This is a genomic window from Terriglobales bacterium (assembly GCA_035651995.1).
Lineage (GTDB): Bacteria > Acidobacteriota > Terriglobia > Terriglobales > Acidobacteriaceae > DASRER01.
The window spans coordinates 161842-183683 of record DASRER010000039.1; the positions used below are offsets into that span (position 1 = coordinate 161842).

General features: G+C 65.2%; 17 protein-coding genes. 7 read left to right on the forward strand and 10 right to left on the reverse strand.

Annotated elements, in window-relative coordinates:
• The first annotated feature begins 158 nt into the window (after positions 1–158).
• The 3 genes from VFA60_13935 to VFA60_13945 all read left to right on the forward strand — a co-directional run bounded on the left by VFA60_13935 (position 159) and on the right by VFA60_13945 (position 3606).
• Positions 159–464, forward strand: a complete 306-nt coding sequence (locus VFA60_13935) for an RNA chaperone Hfq (GenBank protein HZQ92889.1) — start codon at positions 159–161, stop codon at positions 462–464.
• Positions 464–1291 (forward strand): inositol monophosphatase family protein, encoded by an 828-nt coding sequence (locus tag VFA60_13940; protein HZQ92890.1) that lies wholly within the window; start codon positions 464–466, stop codon positions 1289–1291. The genes VFA60_13935 and VFA60_13940 overlap by 1 nt, the downstream gene beginning before the upstream one ends.
• Before the next feature lie 284 nt (positions 1292–1575).
• Positions 1576–3606 (forward strand): aconitase family protein, encoded by a 2031-nt coding sequence (locus tag VFA60_13945; GenBank protein HZQ92891.1) that lies wholly within the window; start codon positions 1576–1578, stop codon positions 3604–3606.
• Between the two features lie 233 nt (positions 3607–3839).
• Here the strand turns inward: VFA60_13945 and VFA60_13950 are convergent, their stop codons facing one another.
• From VFA60_13950 to VFA60_13975, 6 genes are all read right to left on the reverse strand, one after another.
• On the reverse strand, positions 3840–4454 hold the full coding sequence (locus VFA60_13950; protein HZQ92892.1) for an NADH-quinone oxidoreductase subunit B family protein: 615 nt from the start codon (positions 4452–4454) through the stop codon (positions 3840–3842).
• 138 nt (positions 4455–4592) lie between these two features.
• Positions 4593–4739 carry a hypothetical protein gene (locus VFA60_13955; protein HZQ92893.1) on the reverse strand — a complete coding sequence of 49 codons (147 nt, stop codon included), beginning with the start codon at positions 4737–4739 and terminating at the stop codon, positions 4593–4595.
• Between the two features lie 215 nt (positions 4740–4954).
• Positions 4955–5563 carry a PilZ domain-containing protein gene (locus VFA60_13960; GenBank protein HZQ92894.1) on the reverse strand — a complete coding sequence of 203 codons (609 nt, stop codon included), beginning with the start codon at positions 5561–5563 and terminating at the stop codon, positions 4955–4957.
• Between the two features lie 357 nt (positions 5564–5920).
• Positions 5921–6250 (reverse strand): MGMT family protein, encoded by a 330-nt coding sequence (locus VFA60_13965; protein ID HZQ92895.1) that lies wholly within the window; start codon positions 6248–6250, stop codon positions 5921–5923.
• 204 nt (positions 6251–6454) lie between these two features.
• On the reverse strand, positions 6455–7396 hold the full coding sequence (locus VFA60_13970) for a VWA domain-containing protein (protein HZQ92896.1): 942 nt from the start codon (positions 7394–7396) through the stop codon (positions 6455–6457).
• Complete coding sequence (locus VFA60_13975; GenBank protein ID HZQ92897.1) at positions 7393–8175, reverse strand: molybdenum cofactor biosynthesis protein MoaE; 783 nt, start codon at positions 8173–8175, stop codon at positions 7393–7395. Before VFA60_13975 ends, VFA60_13970 begins: the two co-directional genes overlap by 4 nt.
• A 736-nt stretch (positions 8176–8911) precedes the next feature.
• Here VFA60_13975 and VFA60_13980 point away from each other — a divergent pair.
• The gene (locus tag VFA60_13980; GenBank protein HZQ92898.1) at positions 8912–11614 is read left to right on the forward strand and encodes a protein kinase; all 2703 of its coding nucleotides are present in this window, start codon (positions 8912–8914) and stop codon (positions 11612–11614) included.
• A gap of 136 nt (positions 11615–11750) precedes the next feature.
• Here the strand turns inward: VFA60_13980 and lon are convergent, their stop codons facing one another.
• Positions 11751–14198 (reverse strand): endopeptidase La, encoded by a 2448-nt coding sequence (lon, locus tag VFA60_13985; GenBank protein HZQ92899.1) that lies wholly within the window; start codon positions 14196–14198, stop codon positions 11751–11753.
• Between the two features lie 494 nt (positions 14199–14692).
• On the opposite strand from lon, the gene VFA60_13990 reads away from it, so the two are divergent.
• Positions 14693–15136, forward strand: coding sequence for an N-acetyltransferase (locus tag VFA60_13990; GenBank protein ID HZQ92900.1), 444 nt, complete (start codon positions 14693–14695; stop codon positions 15134–15136).
• A 317-nt stretch (positions 15137–15453) separates the two neighbouring features.
• On the opposite strand, the gene VFA60_13995 is transcribed toward VFA60_13990, so the two are convergent.
• The 3 genes from VFA60_13995 to rlmN all read right to left on the reverse strand — a co-directional run bounded on the left by VFA60_13995 (position 15454) and on the right by rlmN (position 19927).
• On the reverse strand, positions 15454–16026 hold the full coding sequence (locus tag VFA60_13995) for a type 1 glutamine amidotransferase domain-containing protein (GenBank protein HZQ92901.1): 573 nt from the start codon (positions 16024–16026) through the stop codon (positions 15454–15456).
• 191 nt (positions 16027–16217) lie between these two features.
• Positions 16218–18533: a tetratricopeptide repeat protein gene (locus VFA60_14000; GenBank protein ID HZQ92902.1), complete on the reverse strand. Its 2316-nt coding sequence runs from the start codon at positions 18531–18533 to the stop codon at positions 16218–16220.
• Between the two features lie 200 nt (positions 18534–18733).
• Entirely contained in the window at positions 18734–19927 is a 1194-nt protein-coding gene (rlmN, locus tag VFA60_14005) for a 23S rRNA (adenine(2503)-C(2))-methyltransferase RlmN (GenBank protein ID HZQ92903.1), read from the reverse strand.
• Positions 19928–20044: 117 nt separating this feature from the next.
• Here rlmN and VFA60_14010 point away from each other — a divergent pair, with 117 nt between their 5' ends.
• Positions 20045–21421 carry a pitrilysin family protein gene (locus VFA60_14010; GenBank protein ID HZQ92904.1) on the forward strand — a complete coding sequence of 459 codons (1377 nt, stop codon included), beginning with the start codon at positions 20045–20047 and terminating at the stop codon, positions 21419–21421.
• A gap of 256 nt (positions 21422–21677) precedes the next feature.
• Positions 21678–21842, forward strand: a 165-nt coding sequence (locus VFA60_14015; GenBank protein HZQ92905.1) for a prepilin-type N-terminal cleavage/methylation domain-containing protein, incomplete at its 3' end; no start/stop codon positions are given.

Genomic DNA, 21842 nt, shown 5'->3' on the forward strand with positions numbered 1-21842 from the left:
CGCCCTCGCCCGCAGGCGTTCACCGCGAACCGTGTGGACGCGGGTGACTTCGCCCGACAGCACGCCGCCACCAAACACCGAGCGGCCACGACCTCCGTTGCTCGGACGCCCTCGTCCGTGCTCCGTCGCGGCCGATCACATCTTGCTACAATGCTCAGATGCCCTTCCAGCCCGCACCGCGCGGAAAAACTCCGCCGCCCGACGACACACGCCAGGAAGCCGCCTACCTCAAGTATCTCGGCGAAAAGCAGCGCCCCGTCACCATCCGGCTGCTCGACGGCGAACTCGTTCACGGCTGGATCGAGTATTACGACCACGGCATGGTGCGCCTCACCCGCGACGGCGCTCCCAATCTGTTCATCTACAAGCACGACATCGCCTACATCGCCGAGCGCGACGCGCTGCCGCGCCGCACCCGTGTCTCCAACACCGCGCCGTCGTCGGAAAACGGCGGCCGCGACTGATGCCCCAGCCCGCAGAATTCCTCCGCGCCATGCGCGAAATCGCGCGCCACGCCGGCGCTCTGCTCCAGCGCCACGCCGCCCAGCGCGTCGCCATCGAGTACAAGGGCGAGGTCGACATCGTCACCATCGCCGACCGCGAGTCCGAGCAGCTCATCATGGGCCGCATCCGCTCGCTCTGGCCCACCCATGACGCCGTCGGCGAAGAAGGCACGCGCCGCTCCACCGGCAGCGACTTCATCTGGTACGTTGACCCGCTCGACGGCACCACCAATTTCGCGCACGGCTTTCCCGTCTACTGCGTCTCCATCGGCCTCGAGTACAAGGGCGAGCTGTTCGCCGCCGTCGTCTACGATCCCACCCGCGACGAGCTCTTCTCGGCCGGAAAAGGCTCAGGCGCCGAACTGAATGGCAAGCCGCTCCACGTCTCCGCGACAAAAAAACTTTCCGAAAGCCTGCTGGCCACCGGCTTCCCCGCCCACAAACGCCACAAGAATCCCAACATCCACTTCTACCACCAGATCACCATGCGCTCGCACGGCGTGCGCCGCGCCGGCTCCGCTGCCCTCGACCTGGCCAACACCGCCGCCGGGCGCTTCGACGGCTTCTGGGAATTCAACCTCAATCCCTGGGACGTCGCCGCCGGCGCCCTCCTCGTCACCGAAGCCGGCGGCGCCATCTCCGACATGCACGGCCGCCCCTTCGACCACCGCAGCGCCCGCCAGACCCTGGCCACCAACGGCATCATCCACGCCGCCCTCGTCGACCAGTTCGACCAGATTTTCGCCGGCCGCAACCTCGAACCACTGCCCGACCCGCGCGTGTTCTAGCCACAGGCGCCCTCGCATTCACCACGGACCGTGTGGACGCGGCCGACCCCGCCCGCGGGCCCCTCAACGTCGCAGGCTGTAGCGACGGGCGCCCTCGCCCGCCGGCAACCCACATCTGAGCACTGGGCCGCCACGACCTGCGTGGCGTGGACGCCCTCGTCCGCGTCCCCCCATCACCGCGACCCTGGAGTGCCCACCCTTCCGCCGTCTTTTGGCGGAGGCTGGGAAACATCGGATGCTCCAGCGACCGACGACCAACGACGCCTCCCTGCTAAAATCACGTTGTGATACCTGCGCTCCTCACCCGCGAAATCATCAAGCGACCCTCCCAAGTCCGCCTCCAGGGCCGCATCCTGTTCCTCACCGAAGATCCCGCGCTCATCCGCCGCCAACTGGCCGGCGAGGACCTCCCCTGGGACACGAAAAATCCGGCCGCCAATCCCAAGCTGCGCGACGACATCTCCACCGACGAGATCACGCCCGCGCACATCTGCTTCTTCTTCGACGAAACCCTGGGCGAGTTCCCCTACACCGGCCTGAAGTGCGGCTCCGAACTCCCCATCAAGCGCACTGACGTGAAGAAGGGCGGGTTCGTCGCCGCCGTCAGCGGCAAGCGTCGCGGCAAAGGTTCCAGCCGTGAGCAGTCGCCTTACGCCGAGCGCTCCGCCGGCATCCAGCTCGTCATCGCGGAAAACATCGAGCGCATCTACAAGCAGAACTGCCAGAACCTCGGCGTTCTCACTTCGACCAACTTCTCGCTCATCGACAAGATTCGCGCCGGCCAGGAAATCCCGCTCTCCGAATTCACCGCGGGCGAAGACGAGATCACGCGCCAGGTCATCGAGTACGGCGGCCTGTTCCCCTTCAACGTCGCCCGCATGCAGAAAAAAGTATTTCTGCCGGCTATAACCACGCCCGAACGCCCCATGACGCTGGCGGAAAAAATCTTCGCCCGCCACATGGTCGACGAGCATGGCAACGTCGGCGTCCCCAGCGTCAAGCCCGGCGACACCGGCTTCGCCCGCACCGACCTGCGATTCAGCCACGAGTACGTCACGCCCATGGCGGCCATCTTTTTCGAGCACTTCGTCGGCAAAGACGCCAAGGTCAACGATCCCGCATCTATCCTTTTTTTCCGCGACCACCTCACCTTCCTTGACGAGGTCCTTTCGGAAGAAAAGCGCAAGATGGGGCTGCTCGACCTCGCCACCCAGCTCAAGCTCAAACAGGAAGACTTCGGCAAGCGTCAGGGGATCAAGCTGCACGGCGAGCTCACCGACCGCAAGGGTTCAGAGGGAATCTGCCACTCGGTTATTACTGAAAGCTATGCCCTGCCCGGCCAGCTCAACGTCGGCTCCGACTCGCACACGCCGCACGTCGGCGCCGTCGGCTGCGTGGCCTTTGGCATCGGCACTACCGACGTCTTTAACTCCTGGATCACCAAAGACGTGCGCGTAAGAGTTCCAGAATCAGTGAAGGTTGTCATCCGCGGCAAGCGCCGCCCCAACGTCACCGCCAAGGACTTCATCCTCGTCCTGCTCGCGCTCGATTACATCCGCAGCGGCAAGGCGCTCGCCAAAGTCATCGAGTACTCCGGCGAGGCCGTGGAAGAGCTGAGTGTTGACGAGCGCGCCACCATGACCAACATGGCCGCCGAGATCGGCGGCTTCACCGGCATCGTCGCGCCCGACGTGAAGGTCGTGAACTTCCTCGCCGAGCGCCGCGGCATGGACCGCGCCGAGGTCGAGCGCATGATCGCCGGCCTCTCCAGCGACCCGGGCGCCGAGTACGCCCATGTCATCGAGCTCGACGCCGCTGATATCTACCCCATGGTCGCCACGCCCGGCGACCCCGGCAACGGCAAGTTCGTCCGCGACCTGAACACGCCCGTCCCGGTCGAGATCGCCTACGGCGGCACCTGCACCGCCGGCAAGAACGAAGACATGGACATGTACGCGCGCGTGCTCACCGACGCCGTCCGCCAAGGCCGCCGCGTCGCCTCGTCCACGCGCTTCTACATTCAGTTCGGTTCTCAGGAAACGCGCGAATACTGCGTGCGCAAGGGCTATCTCGACGTCTTCAGGCAAGCCGGCGCCATCGTCATCGAGCCCAGCTGCGGCGCCTGTATCAATGCCGGCCCCGGCGTGAGCACGCGCCCTGACCAGGTTGTCATCAGCGCCCAGAACCGCAACTTCCCCGGACGCAGCGGCCCCGGCCAGATGTACCTCGCCTCACCCCTCACCGTCGCCGCCAGCGCCGTCGCCGGCTACATCCGCGAATACGAACCCGCCACCGAAACCGTCGCCGCCGACTAGCGCACCATCACAACATCACAGGTTGTAGCGGCGGGCGCCCTCGCCCGCCGTTATTCACCACGGACCGTGTGGACGCGCGCGACCTCGCCCGCGAGCACGCCACCAGCAAACACCGGGCGACCACAACCTGCGTGGCGCGGACGCCTTCGTCCGCGGGCTGCAGCGTCACGGAAGTTCGCGTTCGCCTCAGAAATCGGCGCCAATCCGCGCTGTCCGCGGTGAGTCTTTTGGATTTACCCCAGGTTCAGCGCCCGCTTGAACGAACCGCGCTCGCTGGCAATTTTTTCCTGCAGCAGCGTGATCGCATAAATCAGCTGCTCCGGTCGCGGAGGGCATCCGGGAACGTACACATCCACAGGAATGAACTGGTTCACGCCCTGCACCAGCGCGTAGTTGTTGAACACGCCGCCCGAGGTGGCGCACGCGCCCATGCTGATCACCCACTTCGGCTCGGGCATCTGCTCCCACAGCTGCCGGATCACCGGCGCCATCTTTTGCGAGACGCGTCCCGCCACGATCATCAAGTCAGCTTGCCGTGGCGATGGCCGGAATACCTCAGCCCCAAAGCGCGCAATGTCGAACCGCGACGCTCCCATTGCCATCATCTCGATGGCGCAGCACGCCAGGCCGAACGTCATCGGCCACAGGGAATTCTTGCGCACCCAGTTCACTGCGCGGTCGAGCGTGGTCAGGATCACGCCCTCGGGCTGTTCGCCCGCGCCATACGTGACCTGCGCAATCCGCCTCGGATCGTGCTCGCTGCCCACCGCGTTCTCGAACACGGTGTGACCGCTCAGATGCGATTCCGCCGACGGAACGCTGGTGCTGATCTTGTCGGTCTCCGCCATGCCTCAATTATAGATGACGGAATATGCACAACGAAGGACTTGGGTGCCGCAACTCAAGCCTTCTTTGGCTTGAGCGGAATTCCACGTTGAAGGGGCGCGTCTCGCGCCGAACGAGCGCGAGACGCGAGGGAGGCGAGCCTACGCCGCCTTCTTCTGCCCTGACTGTTCCAGTTGATGCAGCAGCTCGTCGGTCACTGCGATCAGGTGATCAATCCACACCGTTTCCCGCAACTGCTGCGGCGGGACTAGGGGCGCGGGAGGAGGCAGCGTGTCCCTGGTGTCCATGACTCTCCTTCTTGATTGTGATCAACCGGCAGACGAGCGTGGCACTCATCAGATGAGGCGCCTGCCTCACCAGTTGTGCGCCAGCTCGCGCCGTCGTGCATCTCCCAAAATCGTTGCGGAGCGTGCGGGTCCGCCATCCTTTGCCGAGCGCCTTTTTGCTCCGCAAATGGCGGGAGCAACCCTCCATGAACCCTGGTTCAACGACCACGGACCGCTCACTGCGGTTCCAGCCTCCGCTTCAGCTCCTGCTGCAGCGCGGCCGCGGCGGCCAATCCGGCCCGCTTGATCTCGTTCGCGCGGATCGCCAGCGGCTCGGGAATTTCGTTCTGTCCCAGAATGATGTCCGCGTTCCCCACGATCACCGCCAGCTGGCTGCTCAGCTCGTGCACGAATTTCAGCACGTCGCTGCCGGTCGCCGGCTCGCCCGCCAGCAATCGCCGGTACGCCGCCTCGCGACGGTTCTCCGGATACCGCGGCCGGCAGCTCAGGATCGCCGCCGCCAGTCCGTATCCGCGGTCCGAATCCGCCTCGCCGCGCACAATGTAGCCGTCGCACACGATCTCCAGGGGCGCCCCGCCGGTAAGCTGTGATGGCAGGGCCAGCCGGATCGCCACCGGCGTGTCTGACGCCAGCGGCTGCTGCGCGCGAAACAGGATTCCGGTGCAGCTCAGGTTTTCGCTCGTGCCCGCGTGCCAGTCCTGCTCTCCGCGGCAGCGATACTGCACCGGCCCCCGCACCGCAAAACGCTGCGACCGGCCGGGTGCACGCCCCGAGGCATCCGTTGGAACCGCCCGCCGTGCGCGCCGTTCAGACCACCACTTCATGAGCCCATTCAAAACTACGCGCGCGTTTCGCGCTAATTACGGAAGCGCAGCGCAGCCGCGCATCCGGACACTCCGGCCCTGTCCTCCTGCCGGGATGATTGGTTACTCGTGGACAACCTTTTCTGGTTCACCACAGACCATCGGCGGAAGTCCCCGGCGCCCGCGTCTGCGGGCGCCCCGCGCGTCCGCCTCTTTTGGCGTTTGGGCGCCGCTCCCATCGCCACGCATTCCGGGCAACCACAGACCGTTTGGCGCGGACGGCCTCGTCCGCGTGCTCGCGCCACCACCGGCCGTGTGGACGCGGACGCCCCCGCCCGCATGGAGGCGCCTCCCGAAAGCGAGCCACGCAACCAGCGCCTACACTCTCCGCGCCGCCCGGCGCGGAAACACGAGACCGTGCGCCTTCATGTCCACGCGCTCCCCGATGAACGCCACGCCCTCGCTCTGCAGCCGCAGCCGCTGCTCTAGCGCGTGCTCACCCCGCAGCAGGATTCGTCCTTGCGCGCCCACCACGCGCTGCCAGGGCAACCCGCGCGAGCCATGCAGCGCCCACACCACCTGCCGCGCCGCTCCCGGATACCCGGTCGCACGCGCCACTTCCCCGTAGCTGGCGACCTTGCCCTTCGGAATGCGCGTCACCGTCTGCCGGATCTGCGCCAGCATCCCTTCTGCTTTCGCCCTACCCATGCGCGCAATGTAGCAGATGCCTGCCCGGGCAGGAACGTAGCGTTGCGTCGCCCGTGTCTGCTTGTTCCGATGTTCTATTCCGCGTCGGACGACCGGAAGCGCCAGGCGGCGCGCTCGCACCTTGCCTGCGAGTCACCCGAGGGCACCGAAATTGTCGTCCTGAGAAACTCGGGTGAGAGAGAAGTCTTTTGTGTCTGCCTTGGCCTACTTCGACGGATTCGTGAAGTATCCCGTCCGATGCCGCGCCGTCATCTCGCCGCTGCCCGCCGGCGGCGTCACCTTCACTTCAATCCGCCGGAACTCCGAGTCTGAAACTCTCCGGCTCGGGTAGTAGCCCAGCAGATATTGCGTGCGCAGCTCTTCGTCAATTTTGTGGAACACCTCGTCCAGCCGCGCTGTCGTGTCCGCGTAAAAATACTTGCCGCCCGTGTCCTTCGACAGCTGGATCAGCGCGTGCTCCCCGCCCGTGTTCCGCCCGGCGCTCGACGCGATCGGAACAATGATCACGCTGTACACCAGCGCTTCCGCCGTGAGCGCCTCGCGCCGCGCCTCCAGGTAGTCCACCTGGCTGGCCGTGTCGCCGCCGTCGGTCACGATCACCAGCACCTTGCGTCCGCGCCGCCCGCTCAGCGCCTCCGATCCCAGGTAAACCGCGTCGAACACCGCCGTCGCCGAGCCCACACGCACGCCATCGATGCCGCGATCGATCGCCTTCAGGTCCGCCGTGAAGGGCACCATCTCCTTCACGACCTCGTCGAACTGATACAGCGACAGCCGGTCCACCGGACGCAGAATGGTGTGCACGAACCGCCGCGCCGACTCCAGCTCCAGCCGGATGTCCTTGCGCGTGCTCAGCGATGTGTCAATCGCCAGCACGATCGAAAGCGGCTGCTCCGCCTCGCGGTCGAACACCGCGATCTTCTGCGGCTCGTCGTCCTCCGCCAGCCGGAAGTTGTCGCGCGTCAGCCCCGCCACCGGCGAACCGTTCGCGTCGAGCACGCTCACGTACACGTTCACCAGCTTCACGTCCACTTTCAGCGTGGTGGCCGGCGCGTCCTGCGGATTTTCGGGAGCCGCCGTTGGCTGCTGCGCGGGAGCAGCGAGCGCGCGCAGAAACAGGATTGCGATGAGGGCGCCGCGCTTCATCTGGTTTGCGTGGCGTCCGGCGGCTCGTCGGGCGAGGCCGAGCGCAGCCCGGCTCCGCTTTTCGCAATCTCCGCCGGAAACGGTTCGCCATCCGCCCACACCGCGCCGTCCTCGAAATACTCTTTTTTCCAAATGGGCACCGTCTTCTTCAGCGTGTCGATGATCCACCGGCACGCCTCGAACGCCGCCGCGCGATGCGCCGAGAAAACCGCGATGAACACGCTCGACTCGCCAACCTCCAGCCGCCCCAGCCGGTGCACGATCGCCGCCTCGCGCACCGCGAACTTCTCCAGCGCCTGCGCCCGCAGCTTCGCCATCTCCGCCAGCGCCATCGGCTCGTAAGCCTCGTAATCCAGATACAGCGTCTTCCGCCCGCGGCTGTGGTTGCGCACAATGCCGTCAAACATCACGATCGCGCCATCCTCCGGCCTTTCCAGCGGCGGCACGATGCTGTGCGCGTCAATCTTTTCGTGCACCATCCCCACTCGCGGATACCCCGGCCCCACCACCGCGCCCTCGCCGCCGCCGCTCACCGGCGGCAGCAGCGCCACTTCATCATTGTTCTTCAGGCGCGACTCCGGCCGCGCGTACTCCTGGTTCACGCTCATCGCCAGCGACGCCCGCCACTTCCCCAGCCGCGGCTCCGCCTGCTCATAGCGCGCCACCAGGTCGCCAACCGTCGCCCCTTCAGGCAGCAACACGGTCTCCCCCGCGCGCCCCAGCACGTCCTTCAGCACCCCAAAAAACAGAACTCGCACCTGCATGATGAGCGCGGCCACGCCGCTCTCCCATCATAGATGATGGAACGCCTAAGTCCGGCTCGCTTGCGGAAAGCGCCGATCGCCTGGCCCGGAGACGCATCCTCGCCAACCTCGCCGAAAACGACTCCCCCGCCCCGCTCAACCTCGTCGTCAACTGGCCCGCCGAACTCAAAAAGAAGTAAGGAGAAGAAACGTTGGTAGAGACGCAGCTTGCTACGTCTCCGCGCTACCTCCGCTCTTCACCCGAGTCATCCTGAGCGAAGTCCGCGCGAATAGCGCGGGCGGAGTCGAAGGATCCCTACCCGCAGCACCGCCCATCGGGCGACCACGAACCCTGTGGACGCGGGCGACCCCGCCCGCGAACACCGCACCACTGCTCCGGTGCACCACATCTGCCCTCCGTTGGCAGATGTGTGCGCCGCTCCCATCAACACGGACTCCGGTCAACCCCAATACCGCATCGAGTCAAGAAAATCCGCGTCATCCGCGGTGAGAAGTTTTTTTCGTCGACGTGCACCCGCCCGTCGCAGGAGCACGGTTCGTCCCATATAATCCCGGCAATGCCCCTGACCTCCGGCCATAAACTCGGCCCCTACGAAATTGAGCCATTTTGGCGGCGTGAGCGATGCCGAGCGCAGCGAAGGCGAGCGGGAGCCGACAGGCGAAATCCTGAGCGGAGCCCAGCCCTTTCGTCCTATCTATCGGAAGTGTCACGGCTCGTTGCGAAAGGGCTGGGCGGAGTCGAAGGATCCCTATGCTAACCTCCGGCTCCAAACTCGGCCCCTACGAAATCCAAGACCAGCTCGGCGCCGGTGGGATGGGAGAGGTCTACCGCGCGCGCGACACGCGCCTCAACCGCATCGTCGCCATCAAGATTCTCGCCGCCAGGGTGGCCGCCAACTCCGACCTGCATCAGCGCTTCGAGCGCGAGGCCCGCGCCATCTCCTCGCTGAACCATCCGCACATCTGCGGCCTCTACGACGTCGGACAGAGCGACGGCGTCGACTTCCTCATCATGGAGTACGTGGAAGGCGAAACCCTCGCCAGCCGCCTCAAGCGCGGCCCCATTCCCACACCGCAACTGCTCACCATCGCCGCCGAAATCGCCGACGCCCTCGACAAAGCGCATCGCTCCGGCATCGTCCACCGCGATCTCAAGCCCGGCAACATCATGCTGACCAAGTCGGGCGCCAAGCTCCTCGACTTCGGACTGGCCAAGCCGCTCGCCACCACGGTCGGCGCCTCGGCCAACTCCGTGCCGGTCTTCAGCGCCGCCGTCACCATCGCCAGCCCCGATTCACCGCTCACCAGCGCCGGCATGATCGTCGGCACCATGCACTACATGTCGCCTGAGCAGATCGAAGGCAAAGAAGCCGACGCGCGCAGCGACATCTTTGCCTTCGGCGCCGTGATCTACGAAATGGCCACCGGCAAGCGCGCCTTCGACGGCAAGTCGCAGATCTCGGTCGCATCCTCCATCCTGGAGAAAGACCCGGAGCCGATCAGCTCCATCCAGCCGCTCGTTCCTCCCACGCTCGAGCAGGTCGTCAAGACCTGCCTCTCCAAAGATCCCGACGAGCGCTTCCAGACCGCCCACGACCTCATGCTCCAGCTGCGCTGGATCGCGCAGCCCTCGGGCGTCGTGCCCCGGCCCGCCGTCGCCGTCTCGCCGCGCAAGCGCGTGCTCACCCTTGCCGGCGCGCTACTCGCGCTCATCGCCGTTGGCGTCGCCGCATTTCTCTTCGGCCGCTCCGCGCAGCCGCAGCCGGTGCTTCGCGCCATCATCACCGCGCCCGGCAAGTTCGTTTTCGACTCGACCGGCGACTACGGCGGCGTGCCTCAGCTCTCGCCCGACGGCAGCCGAATCGTCTTCCTGGCGCATACCGCCAATGCTCCCCGCGGCCTGTGGGTGCGCTCGCTCGATAGCTTTTCCGCACAGCGCCTCGACGGCACCGACAACGCCTACGATCCCTTCTGGTCGTCCGACGGCCGCTCCATTGGCTTCTTCGCCAACGGCAAGCTTCTCAAAATCGCGGCCACCGGCGGCCCCGTCGCTGTGCTCGCCGATGCTCCCAACGCGCGCGGTGGAAGTTGGGGTCCCGATAACGTCATCCTCTTCTCGCCCGACTTTCAGTCCAACATCTTCCGCGTCGGCGCCTCCGGTGGGTCGGCCACACCTGTCACTCGCATCGACACCAGCAAGCACACCACCCACCGCTGGCCGGTCGCGCTGCCTGACGGCAAGCACTTCCTTTACCTCGCCACCAACCACAACGGAACCGGCGCGCAGGAAAACGGCATCTACTTCGGTTCCCTCGACGGCAAGGAGGATCGTCTCCTCGTCGCCTCCGACTCCGCCGGTGACTACTCGAGCGGCTATCTGCTCTATCACTTCGGCACCGCGCTCATGGCGCAACGCTTCGATCCCGCAACCGGCAAGCTTTCCGGCGAGGCTGGTCCTTTGGTGGATCGCGTACGCCACGATGCGGGCGTCTGGCACACCGTCTTTTCCACCTCGGCGAACGGCGTCATGATCTTCCAGCCCGGCGCCGCTGAAACACAGGGCACCCAGCTCACATGGTTTGATCGCAGCGGCAAAAAGATCGGCGCGATCGGTGACCGTGCCCTGTACGTCGATCCTGCGCTCTCACCCGATGGCAAGAAGCTCGCCGTTACCCTGGGCGACCCCCAACTGGAAGTTTGGATCATCGACCTCGAACGCGGTACGCGCAGCCGCCTCACCTTCAGCGCCACCGTCAAGCATGAACCGTCCTGGTCGCCCGACGGCAGGACGCTGCTCTATACCGGCAACGCCCAGGCGACCGGCGGCGCCGCAGCCGCCGTCTATGAAAAGGCAACGAATGGTAGCGGCGGCGAGCAATTGCTCATCCGGGAGCCGGGTTCGGCCGGAGTTCGCTTGCCCAGCTATTCTCCCGATGGCAAGTACCTCGCGTTTATCAGGGCCAACGGTCCGAACGGCTACACCCTGTACGCCCGCGCTACCCAGGGCGATCAAACGCCTTTCCTCGTGGTCGCGCCGCCGAATTCGCAATCCTCCATCATCAACTACCGTATTTCGCCCAACGGCCGCTGGGTCGCCTACACCTCCACCGAAAGCGGCCGCAATGAGATTTACGTCGCTCCCTTCCCGCGCGGCGCGGGCAAATGGCAGGCTTCCACCAACAGCGGCGACGGTCCCCGCTGGCGCAACGACAGCGGCGAACTCATGTTCATCTCCAATCAAGGCGAAGTCACCGTCTGCTCCATCGCCGAGAGCGGCGGCGACCTACAGATTGGCCCCCCCAAGGTCCTGTTCAACGTCAACACGACCGCCGTCGGCCAGCAATACGACCTCTCCGCCGACGGCAAACGCGTCCTCGCCAACCTCGCCGAAGACGACTCCCCCGCCCCGCTCAACCTCGTCGTCAACTGGCCCGCCGAACTCAAGAAGAAGTAAGCACTCCAAAGTCATCCTGAGCGAAGTCCGCGCGAATAGCGCGGGCGGAGTCGAAACACCCCTGCCGCTTCAGCGCCGGCTCGCGCGCAAAAAAACCCGCGTGCCGTTAGGCACGCGGGGAAACCGAAGCAAAACCTTACGCCGCCGCCACCGGATCCGACGCCACAACTTTCTCCTTCTCCTCGGCGTCCTTCCGCTCCTCGATCGGTCCTTTCGGCAGGGCAATCTCCAGCACTTCATCCACGAAACGCACGTAGTGGATGTTCAGGCCCTTGAGCTGCTCCGGCGTCAGGTCTTCTTCCACGTTCATCTTGTTGTCGGCCGGCAGGATCACGTCGCGCACGTTGGCGCGCTTCGCCGCCAGCACTTTCTCTTTCACGCCGCCGATCGGCAGCACGTTCCCGCTCAGCGTGACCTCGCCGGTCATCGCCAGATACGGACACACCGGCCGGTCCGTCAGCAGTGACACCAGCGCCGTCGTGATCGAAATCCCCGCCGACGGGCCGTCCTTCGGGATCGCCGCCGCCGGCACGTGAATGTGCAGGTCGTGATCGCGGAAAAAGTTCTCGTCGATACCGAGCTTCTCCGCGTTCGACCGCACCCAGGTCAGCGCCGCGTGCATGGACTCCTGCATCACCTGCCCGATCTGTCCGGTCATGGTGAAGCCGCCCTTGCCCTTCATCTTGTTCACTTCGATGAACAGGATGTCGCCGCCGGTCGGCGTCCACGCCAGTCCGACCACCACGCCGGGCCGCTGCGTCCGCTCGGCAATTTCGGTGTCCACGCGGATCTTGATTCCGCCCAGGAACTCCTGCACCACCTCGGGTGTGACCTTCAGCGGCTCGGTCTTGCCCTCGGCAATTCGCCGCGCCTGCTTGCGATGCAGCGTTCCGATGTGCCGCTCCAGGTTGCGCACCCCCGCTTCGCGCGTGTAGTGCCGGATCATGAACCGCACCGACTCTTCCGTGATCTCGATCGCGCCCTCGGGTATCCCATTCTCCTCACGCTGCCGCGGGATCAGGTAGCGGAAGGCAATCTGCACCTTCTCGTCCTCGGTGTACCCCTGCAGCTCGATGATCTCCATGCGGTCGCGCAGCGGATCCGGAATCGGATCCAGCATGTTCGCCGTGGTGATGAACAGCACCTTCGAGAGATCAAACGGCACGTCAAGGTAGTTGTCGCGGAACGTCGAGTTCTGCTCCGGATCGAGCGCTTCCAGCAACGCCGCCGAGGGATCTCCGCGGAAGTCGCGCCCCAGCTTGTCCACCTCGTCCAGCATGAACACCGGGTCGTTCGTCTCCGCCCGCCGGATGCCCTGCATGATCTGCCCCGGCAGCGCTCCTATATAAGTGCGCCGATGCCCGCGGATCTCCGCTTCATCGTGCACGCCGCCCAGCGACAGCCGCACGAACTTCCGCCCCAGCGAGTGCGCGATGCTCTTTCCCAGCGACGTCTTGCCCACGCCCGGAGGCCCAACGAAGCACAGGATCGGCCCTTTCATGCTCGGCTTCAGCCGCCGCACCGAGAGATAGTCGAGAATGCGGTCTTTCACCTTTTGCAGGTCGTAGTGGTCGGCATCCAGTATCTCTTTCGCCTTCGGGATGTCCACTTCCACGCCGCTCGACTTCGCCCACGGCAGCACCGCCAGCCACTCGATGTAGTTCCGCGTGATCGAGTAGTCGGCCGCCATCGGCGACATCCGCGCCAGCCGGTTCAGCTCCTTCAGCGCTTCCTTCTTCACGTCCTCCGGCATGCCAGACGCTTCGATCTTCGCCCGCAGGTCTTCCACGTCGCGCGCGTTCTCGTCCTGCTCGCCCAGCTCCTTCTGGATCGCCTTCATCTGCTCGCGCAGATAAAACTCGCGCTGCGTCTGCTGCACCCGGTCCTGCACTTCGGACTGGATCTTGTTCCGCAACTGCTGCACTTCCAGCTCCTTCGCCAGGTGCTGGTTGATCTTCTCCAGCCGGATGTTGACGTCCGCCGTCTCCAGAATGTCCTGCTTGTCGCGCGTCGAAAGCGACGGCAGCGAGCTGGCCACAAAGTCCGCCAGCCGCCCGGCCTCCTCGATGTTCATCGCGACCGTCGCCAGTTCGTCCGAGAGCGTCGGCGACCCGTTCACGATCTGCTGGAACAGCGTCTGCACGTTGCGCAGCAGCGCTTCCTGCGCCGGCTCCTTCGGCGTCACCACCTCGGGGATGACCTCATAAGTGGTCCGCATGAACGGCTGTATCTGGGTGAATTCCCTGATGTGCGCGCGGTCCAGGCCCTCGGCGAAGACGAACAGGCTCTGGTTGGGCATCTTCACTACTTTGTGCACCACTGCCAGCGTGCCCACGCTGTACAAGTCGGTCGGCTGCGGCGCATCCACGCGCGCCTCGCGTTGCGCCACTACCAAAATGGTTTTGTCCTCGCCCAGCGAGTTGATCAACTGCACCGAGCTCTCGCGCCCCACCGTCAGCGGCAACACCGCGTGCGGAAACAGTACGGTATCGCGCACCGGCAGAACGGGATACTCCCGCCCCGTCGGCTTCGGCGCAACTTCGTTTGGCTTGGAAACTGGATTGTTACGGCTCTGCTCTGCCATGGATCTCCTGAGTGTCCATCACTCACAAAAATTGCCAGGATTACGTTGAATAGATGTCGCCCACGACCCAAACGATGCAGACCCAATCCACCGCGGGCCGTGTGGAGGCGGGCGATGTCGCCCGCGTGCTCGCGCCACAAGGACCCCAGACCCAGTCATCCTGGCGTAGCCCGCGCGAATAGCGCGGGCCAAGTCGCTGCACCCCCAACCCCGTGGGAACTATTCCTGCCGCACCAGGCCTTCTCAGCCACGAACCTACGCTTGAAAAAGGCCGCGAAGCGTGCGCCACGCCAGCCCGCGATTGAAAATCAGCGCGTCATCTTACTCGAACCCGAAACCCACCGCCACTTGCACAAATAGAAGTCACCCTCTGATTACCTTCGTGCCCTTTGTGGCCTTTCGTGTCCTCGGTCTTTACCCTCTTCGTTTTGCCTTTCACCGCGCTTTTGCGTTCCAATGATGCGATTTCTCAATTGCTCAATTACCCGGTTCCCATGATCCGCGAAGCACGCCCCGCCGACTTCGAGGCCCTCTGGCGCATCGACCAGGCCTGCTTCGAGTCCGGCATCGCCTACTCTCGGCGCGAACTCGCCTGGTACATGCAGCGTCCCGGCGCTTTCACCCTCATCGTCGAAGCGGAAACCAAGGCTCCCGTCGCCTTCATCGTCGCCGCGCCCCTGAAGAAAGGCGCCGGACACATCATCACCCTCGACGTCCTTCCCCGGGACCGCCGCTCCGGACTCGGTTCCCGGCTCCTCGACGCCGCCGAGCAGCGCCTCCGTGACGCCGGCTGCGCCGCCGTTTCCCTGGAGACCGCCGTCAACAACCACGTCGCCATCCGCTTCTACATGCGCCACGGCTACTCCATCGAGCGCACCATCCCCCGCTACTACTCCGACGGCCTCGACGCCCTCGCCATGACGAAAAATCTCACCTGAGTGCGGCCTTGCCGTACGTCATCCTTCGATGCTCAAGGCCCAAGGATGACACGAGCTAACGGAGCTTCTCTTACACCGTCGCAATGACTGATTCTGTACGAGAGCCGCGGCCGATCGTCGAAGGCATCACCACCCGGTGCGGAAGATCCGCACCTCTGGTCCCGTTTCCTCCACAACGCCCACGCCTCATGCCCCAGGATCGTGCCCGGCTTTATGCCGGTGAGGGTGCCGCGCACCATGTGCAGGTCTGTGCCGCAGATCGCGCTCGCCGTGATCCTGACGACTTCATCGTCGGTCTGCCGAAATCGAAGGAATTCCTAAGCCACGCGCCGCTCGGTCGCCGTCCTCGCCGCCTCGGAGAACAAAGCGATCATTTCGCGATTGAATGCCGGGATGTCCTCCGGCTGGCGGCTGCTCACCCAGTTGCGGTCACGGACCACTTCGCGGTCCTCCCAGATGGCGCCCGCGTTCTCCAGGTCGTCCTCGATGGTGAAATAGCTGGTGACGCGGCGCCCGCGCGCCAGCTTGGCGCTCACCAGCAGCCACGGCGCATGGCAGATCGACGCAATCGGCTTTCCCGACGCGTCAATTTGCCGCACGAATGCCTGCGCCTTCTTCTCCACCCGGAGCGCGTCGGCATTCAGCGCGCCGCCCGGCAGCAGCACCGCGTCGTAGTCTTCCGGATCGGCGCTGCCCAGCGGCAGGTCCACGCGCACCTTGTCCGCCTTCACGTCGTGCTTCATGCCCTGCACCTCGCCCGCATGCGGCGCAATCACCACCGTCCGCGCGCCGGCTTCGTCCAGCGCCTGCCGCGGTTCCAGCAGCTCTGCCTGTTCGAAATCGTCGGTCACCAGGATCGCAACCCGATATCCTTCCAGCGGCCTTTGCATAAGTTCCCCCAGAGTGCCCCGCGGCTCGCTCGCGGCGCAGTCATCTCTGCAAACTTTGATGTGAGGCTGACGAAACGCGAAACTGCTGCTGGACGAAAAGCAATCAGCCCCTGAACGGCTTCAGCGAGGGTGCCCGCCTTTCGCCGGCAACGTGCAGGGGTTGCGGCTGACTGCTGATTGCGGAATGCTGCTTAACGCGCCACCCGCGCGGCGTCCTGCGGCCTTCCCGCCGCGCGATACGCCTCGGCCAAATGTTCGCGGACATCAGCTTCCACCCGCGCCCGCTCCGCTGCCGCCGCGTGCGGCAACAGCCGCGCGGCCGATTCCAGCGCCGCCACGCTCTCGCTGTACTCGCGCCGCGCCATGTGCACCACGCCCAGCGTGTCGGCCACCTCGGGACTGCTCGGCGCAAGCTCGCGCGCATTGCGCGCCAGCGCCAGCGCGCGCTCCAGGTTCGATCCCTGCCGCGCATAGATCCAGGCCAGGTTGTTCGCCGCTACGCCACTCGGCTCGCCGCGCCGCAGCGCGAACTCATAGGCGCGCGCCGCCGCGTCGTATTCGCGCCGCTCCTGCGCCCGCAGTCCCGCCACCAGCGCCGCCGCCTCCAGGCTGGTGCGCGACGCCACCTCCGCCGCCGCTTCCAGCTCGCCGCGCGCCGCGTAGGTCTCCACCAGCGCCCGCGCCGCCGTCCCTCGCGCCGGCTCCACCGCCAGCGAGCGGCGCAAGCAGCGCTCCGCGTCCGCATGCCATCCGCCAACCGCAAAGAGCCGCCCCGTAACCTCCAGCAGCGTTGCCGACTGCGGCGGCGTGTCGGCCACTTGCTCCATTCGCAGCAGCAACGGACGCGGCAGATTGCCCGTGCGGTAGAAGCGTGTCAGCGCTTCCATCGTCTCCGCCGACTGCGGCGCCAGCACCAGCGCGCGCTGAAACTCCAGCAGCGCGCCGCTCATCTTTCGCCTCTCCAGCGCGATCTGTCCCAGCACCAGATGCGGTTCGTACGCCTTCGCGTCCACCTGCACGCCGCGCCGCGCCACGCTTTCGGCCGCATCCAGCCTGCCTTGCGACAACAGGACGCGTGCGTACACCACCAGCGCCCGCAGGTCGCCGGGTTCCTGCCGCACCGCCGCGACAGCATCGCGCTCCGCATCCGCCGGATTGCCCGTCTCCAGCGCCGTCTCGGCCAGCGCCACGTGCGCCGGAAGATATCCCGCGTCGCTCTCCAGCGCCGCCTGCCACTCCTCGCGAGCACTCGACACATCGCCCGACCTGCGCCGCGCCTCGCCCAGCACGAAGTGCGCCGCCGCCGACTCCGGCGACAGCGTGACCGCGCTCGACGCCCGCAGCAGCGCCTCGCTCAAGTTGCCCTCCGCCAGCCCGATCTCCGCCTGCAACGTGCCGATCGTCGCCGCATCCAGTTCACTGCGATGGTTCTCCAGGTCAGCGCGCGCTCGCGCCAGCAGTGCGCTGCGTTCCCGCGGTCCGGTCGCGACCGACATCTGCGCCGCCGCCGCCGCGATGTCCGCCTCGACCAATCGCGTGATCACGGCGTTGCGCGCCTGCCGTGCTGCCGCGGCCGCCGGGCTCTCGTCGCCGCGATCGCAATGTCTCGCACCGGCCGGCGCCGCCTCGCCGCGCAACAATAGCTGCCCGTAGCGCAGGCTCGCCTCATCAGGACGCCCCGCGCCCAGCTGGAAGTCCGCCAGTGCCGTAGGCTGCGCCGGTTGCATCGCGTCCACCTTGCGCAGCAGCGCCACGGCCTCTTCCACTCTGCCGCTGCGCTCCAGGAACTGCGCCAGGCGCAGGTTCGTCTCCGGGGTGTCCGAAGCGCGCGCCGCATCGCGATAGTTGCGCTCCGCCGATTCCACGTTTCCTTCCTGCTCGTCCAGCCGCGCCAGCCCCAGCAGTGGCTGCGCGCTGCCCGGCGCCGCCGCCGCGCTGCGATAAAGCACGGCCCGCGCCTGGTCCACTCTATCGAGCTGGTTGTAAAGCTCGGCCAGCAACAACGACGCCTGCGTGCGCCGCGGATCAATCTCCAGCGCTCGCGAAAGCGCGATCACCGCCGGCCCGCCGCGTCCCAAGGTCGCCAGCGCTGCACCGATCATTGCCAGCGCATCCGCGTTATCGGGATTCCTGCGCGCGATCTCGCTGCCCATCTCCAGCGCCTTTTCCGGCGAGCCCGCCGCCAGGTAAAGTTCGGCCAGCCGCTGCCGCGCGCTATCGTTGCCGCCGTCCAGGTCGAGCGCCCGCTGATACGCGATGAACGCGTCGCTCGCCCGCTGCATCTGCCACAAACTCTCGCCCCGCTGATATTCGATCCGCGAACGCATCCCAGCCTGCTTGGCCTGCACCAGCGGCAACAGCGTGTCGTACACCGTCAGCGCCGCCGCCGGACGCGCCTGCGCCTCGAAGCGTTCCGCCCGCGCCATCTGCCAGCGCACCATCCGTTCGCAACCGGTTGTGAGGAAAACGATGGAGAGAAGAAAGAGAAGCCCCGCCCCGCGCCGCATGAGAAGTCAGATGACAGAGAACCAGCCGCGGATTGCCGGTCAGGTTGTTTCTACGGATGATCTGCGCGCTTCGCGTTGGTGGGATGCCACCCTGAGCGAGAGCCGGGCGACGGTGAGGCCCGACGAAGGATCCCTGCCTCGCCCGTGCCCTTGCCGCGAATCCAACTGCCGCCGGCCAAATGCCAACTGCTAATTGCCGCTCACAACTGCACCAGCTCGTTCTCCGCCATCGTCTTCAACTGCCCGCACGCGGCATAGATGTCGCGCCCGCGCGGCTTGCGCACAAACGCCGGAATTCCCGCCTCGATCAGGATGCGCTGAAACTCCGCCGTCCGCGTCTCCACCGGTGTTGCAAACTCAATGCCCGGCCCCGGATTCAGCGCGATCAGGTTCACCTTGGCCCGCATACCGCGCAGCCGCCGCGCCACCTCGCGCGCATGCTCGGGCGCATCGTTGACGCCGCCAAGCAGGACATATTCAAACGTCAGCCGCTCTCGGTTGCGCAGCGGAAATGCCCGCGCCGCCGCCAGCAGTTGCTCGCTGTCCCACTTGCGATTGATCGGCATCACCTGCGTGCGCAGCTCGTCGTTGGGCGCGTTCAGCGAAATCGCCAGCTTGGGACGCACTGGCTCTTTGCCGAACTCCTCGATCCGCGGCACGATCCCCGCCGTCGACACCGTCATGTGCGACTCGGGAATTCCCACGCCCTCCACCAGCAGCCGCACCGCCTTCATGAAGTTCTGGTAGTTCAGGAACGGCTCGCCCTGCCCCATGAACACCAGGTTCACGCGCTCGCCGGGAAGTGAAACGCCGTGATCGTTCAGCACCGCCATCACCTGGCCGACGATTTCGCCCGCCGTCAGGTTGCGATGCAGCCCGAGCAGCGCCGTCATGCAGAACCGGCAATCCACGGCGCACCCTATCTGGCTCGACACGCAGATCGTCGCCCGCGCCCAGGCGGAGCGCCCGGTTACCCGCGCTGACCGTGCCCCACGTTCGCCGGCGCCTTTCCTGTGCCGGCCACCCTGGGAACTCTCCGATCCCGCCGGACCACTCGCGTCCTCATTTCCCTCTTCCCCGCCATCTCCCTCCGGCATCCATACCGTTTCCACGCTCTGGCCGTCGGGAAATCCAAACAGATACCGCACCGTTCCGTCGACCGACGTAAACCTCTTCTCCAGCTGCGGTTGCGTGATCGCAAACCCGCGAGCCGCCATCTCGCTGCGCAGCGACTGCGGCAGCGTCGTGAACCGCGCCAGCTCCGGCAGCCGGTGCCGGTACATGCCTTGGAAAATCTGCCGCGCCCGATATTCCGGCTGCCCCAACTCCGCGACCACCTCGCTAAGCTCTTGAAGGGAAAGCCCTAAAAGTTCGTTTTTTGGGGGCGACAGCATGCTTCGACTCGGCGTCTGTCATTATAGATGTCGCCCATTCGCCACTTCCCGGGCACCCCGCAGGCACATCACACGACAAATCATCAGCTTACGACCACCTTCCAGAAGGAATCGCAAGTGTCTGACCCACAACCACTTACCGGCATGACGCCGCCGCCGGACCTGTGTGACAATGGAGTTGCCAGCAGCCCCGCTCTGCCGGACTTCCGCGCCACCATGGTCAAAGACGCTCGCAACATCCGCCGCGAAGTTCTCCCCAACGGTCTCACCATCCTGACCGAGGAGATGTCGCACCTGCGCTCCATCTCCATCGGCATCTGGGTGAAGAGCGGCTCGCGCCACGAAGAGCCTGAGCTCAACGGCATCTCGCACTTCGTCGAGCACATGGTCTTCAAAGGAACCAACACCCGCACCGCGGAAGACATTGCCCGCCAGGTGGATTCCATCGGCGGCAACATGGACGCCTTCACCGCCAAGGAGTGCGTCTGCTTCAACATCAAGGTCCTCGACGAGCACCTGCCCGTCGCCCTCGACGTGCTCAGCGATCTCGTGCTCAACCCCGTCTTCGATACCGAGGACATTTCCCGCGAGCGCGGCGTCATCCTGGAAGAAATCAAAATGGACGAGGACAATCCCGACTACCTCGTCCACGAAATCTTCACCCAGAATTTCTGGAACGGCCACCCGCTCGGCAAGCCCATCCTGGGTACGCGCGATACCGTGCGCCGCTTTGAGCACGATCTGCTGCACGACTACTGGAGGCAGCGCTTCTACCCCGGCAACCTCATCATCGCCGCCGCCGGCAATCTCAAACACCAGCACTTCGCGGATCTGGTGCGCAACCGCTTCGATTCACTCCGGCCCGGCAAGAATGGTTTCCACGAAACCGTTCCCCAGGTCGTGCCGCGCATCATCATGCGCAACAAGAAATCACTCGAGCAGGTGCAGATCTGCGTCGGCGTTCCCTCCGATCCCATCTCCCATGAAGGCCGCTACGCCGGCTACCTGCTCAACACCATGCTGGGCGGCGGCATGAGTTCGCGCCTGTTCCAGAATGTGCGCGAGCGCCAGGGACTGGTCTACACCATCTTCAGTGAGCTGAACCCCTATCGCGACACCGGCTGCCTCTCGGTCTACGCCGGCACCTCGCGTGAATCCGCCTCCAAGGTGGTGGAGTCCGTCGTGCAGGAGTTCCGCGACCTCAAGTCCAAGCCCATCTCCGACGAGGAGCTGCGCCGCGTCAAAGACCAGCTCAAAGGCAGCCTCATGCTCAGCCTGGAATCGTCCATGTCGCGCATGTCGAACCTCGCGCGCCAGGAGATGTATTTCGACCACTTCTTCAGCCTCGACGAGATCATCCGCCGCGTCGAGCAGGTTAGTCGCGAAGAGCTGCGCGCGCTGGCCGAACGCTACTTCCAGACCGATGCCATCGCCGTGACCGTGCTCGGCAACCTGAACGGCATGAAGATCACCCGCGAGCAGCTCGCCTGCTAGCTCAAAAGTGACAGAAAACGTATTCAACTGTTGACACTTTCTGTCAATCAAACCATCATGCGTCTAAAATTTGGCCACCGGTCGGGCCTCCGGCCCTGTTGCGAATCGCTCACAAGACATTGAAAACGCACGTCCGGAAGCTTAGGCACCACAGTAATCCCCACATTTTCCGCAACTGGCATCCGGCATGCCCCTATAACTGCCAGATGTAAGCCGGGGAAAGCTTACAGTGCGAATTTCAACGAAAGAGGATTCAATGCGGAGACAAAAAGGCTTTTCGCTGATCGAACTGCTGATCGTGGTGGCGATCATTCTGATCATCGCCGCGATCGCAATTCCGAACCTGCTGCGTTCGCGCATCGCCGCCAACGAATCGTCGGCGGTGGGCTCGATCCGCACGCTCAACACAGCTGAAGTCACC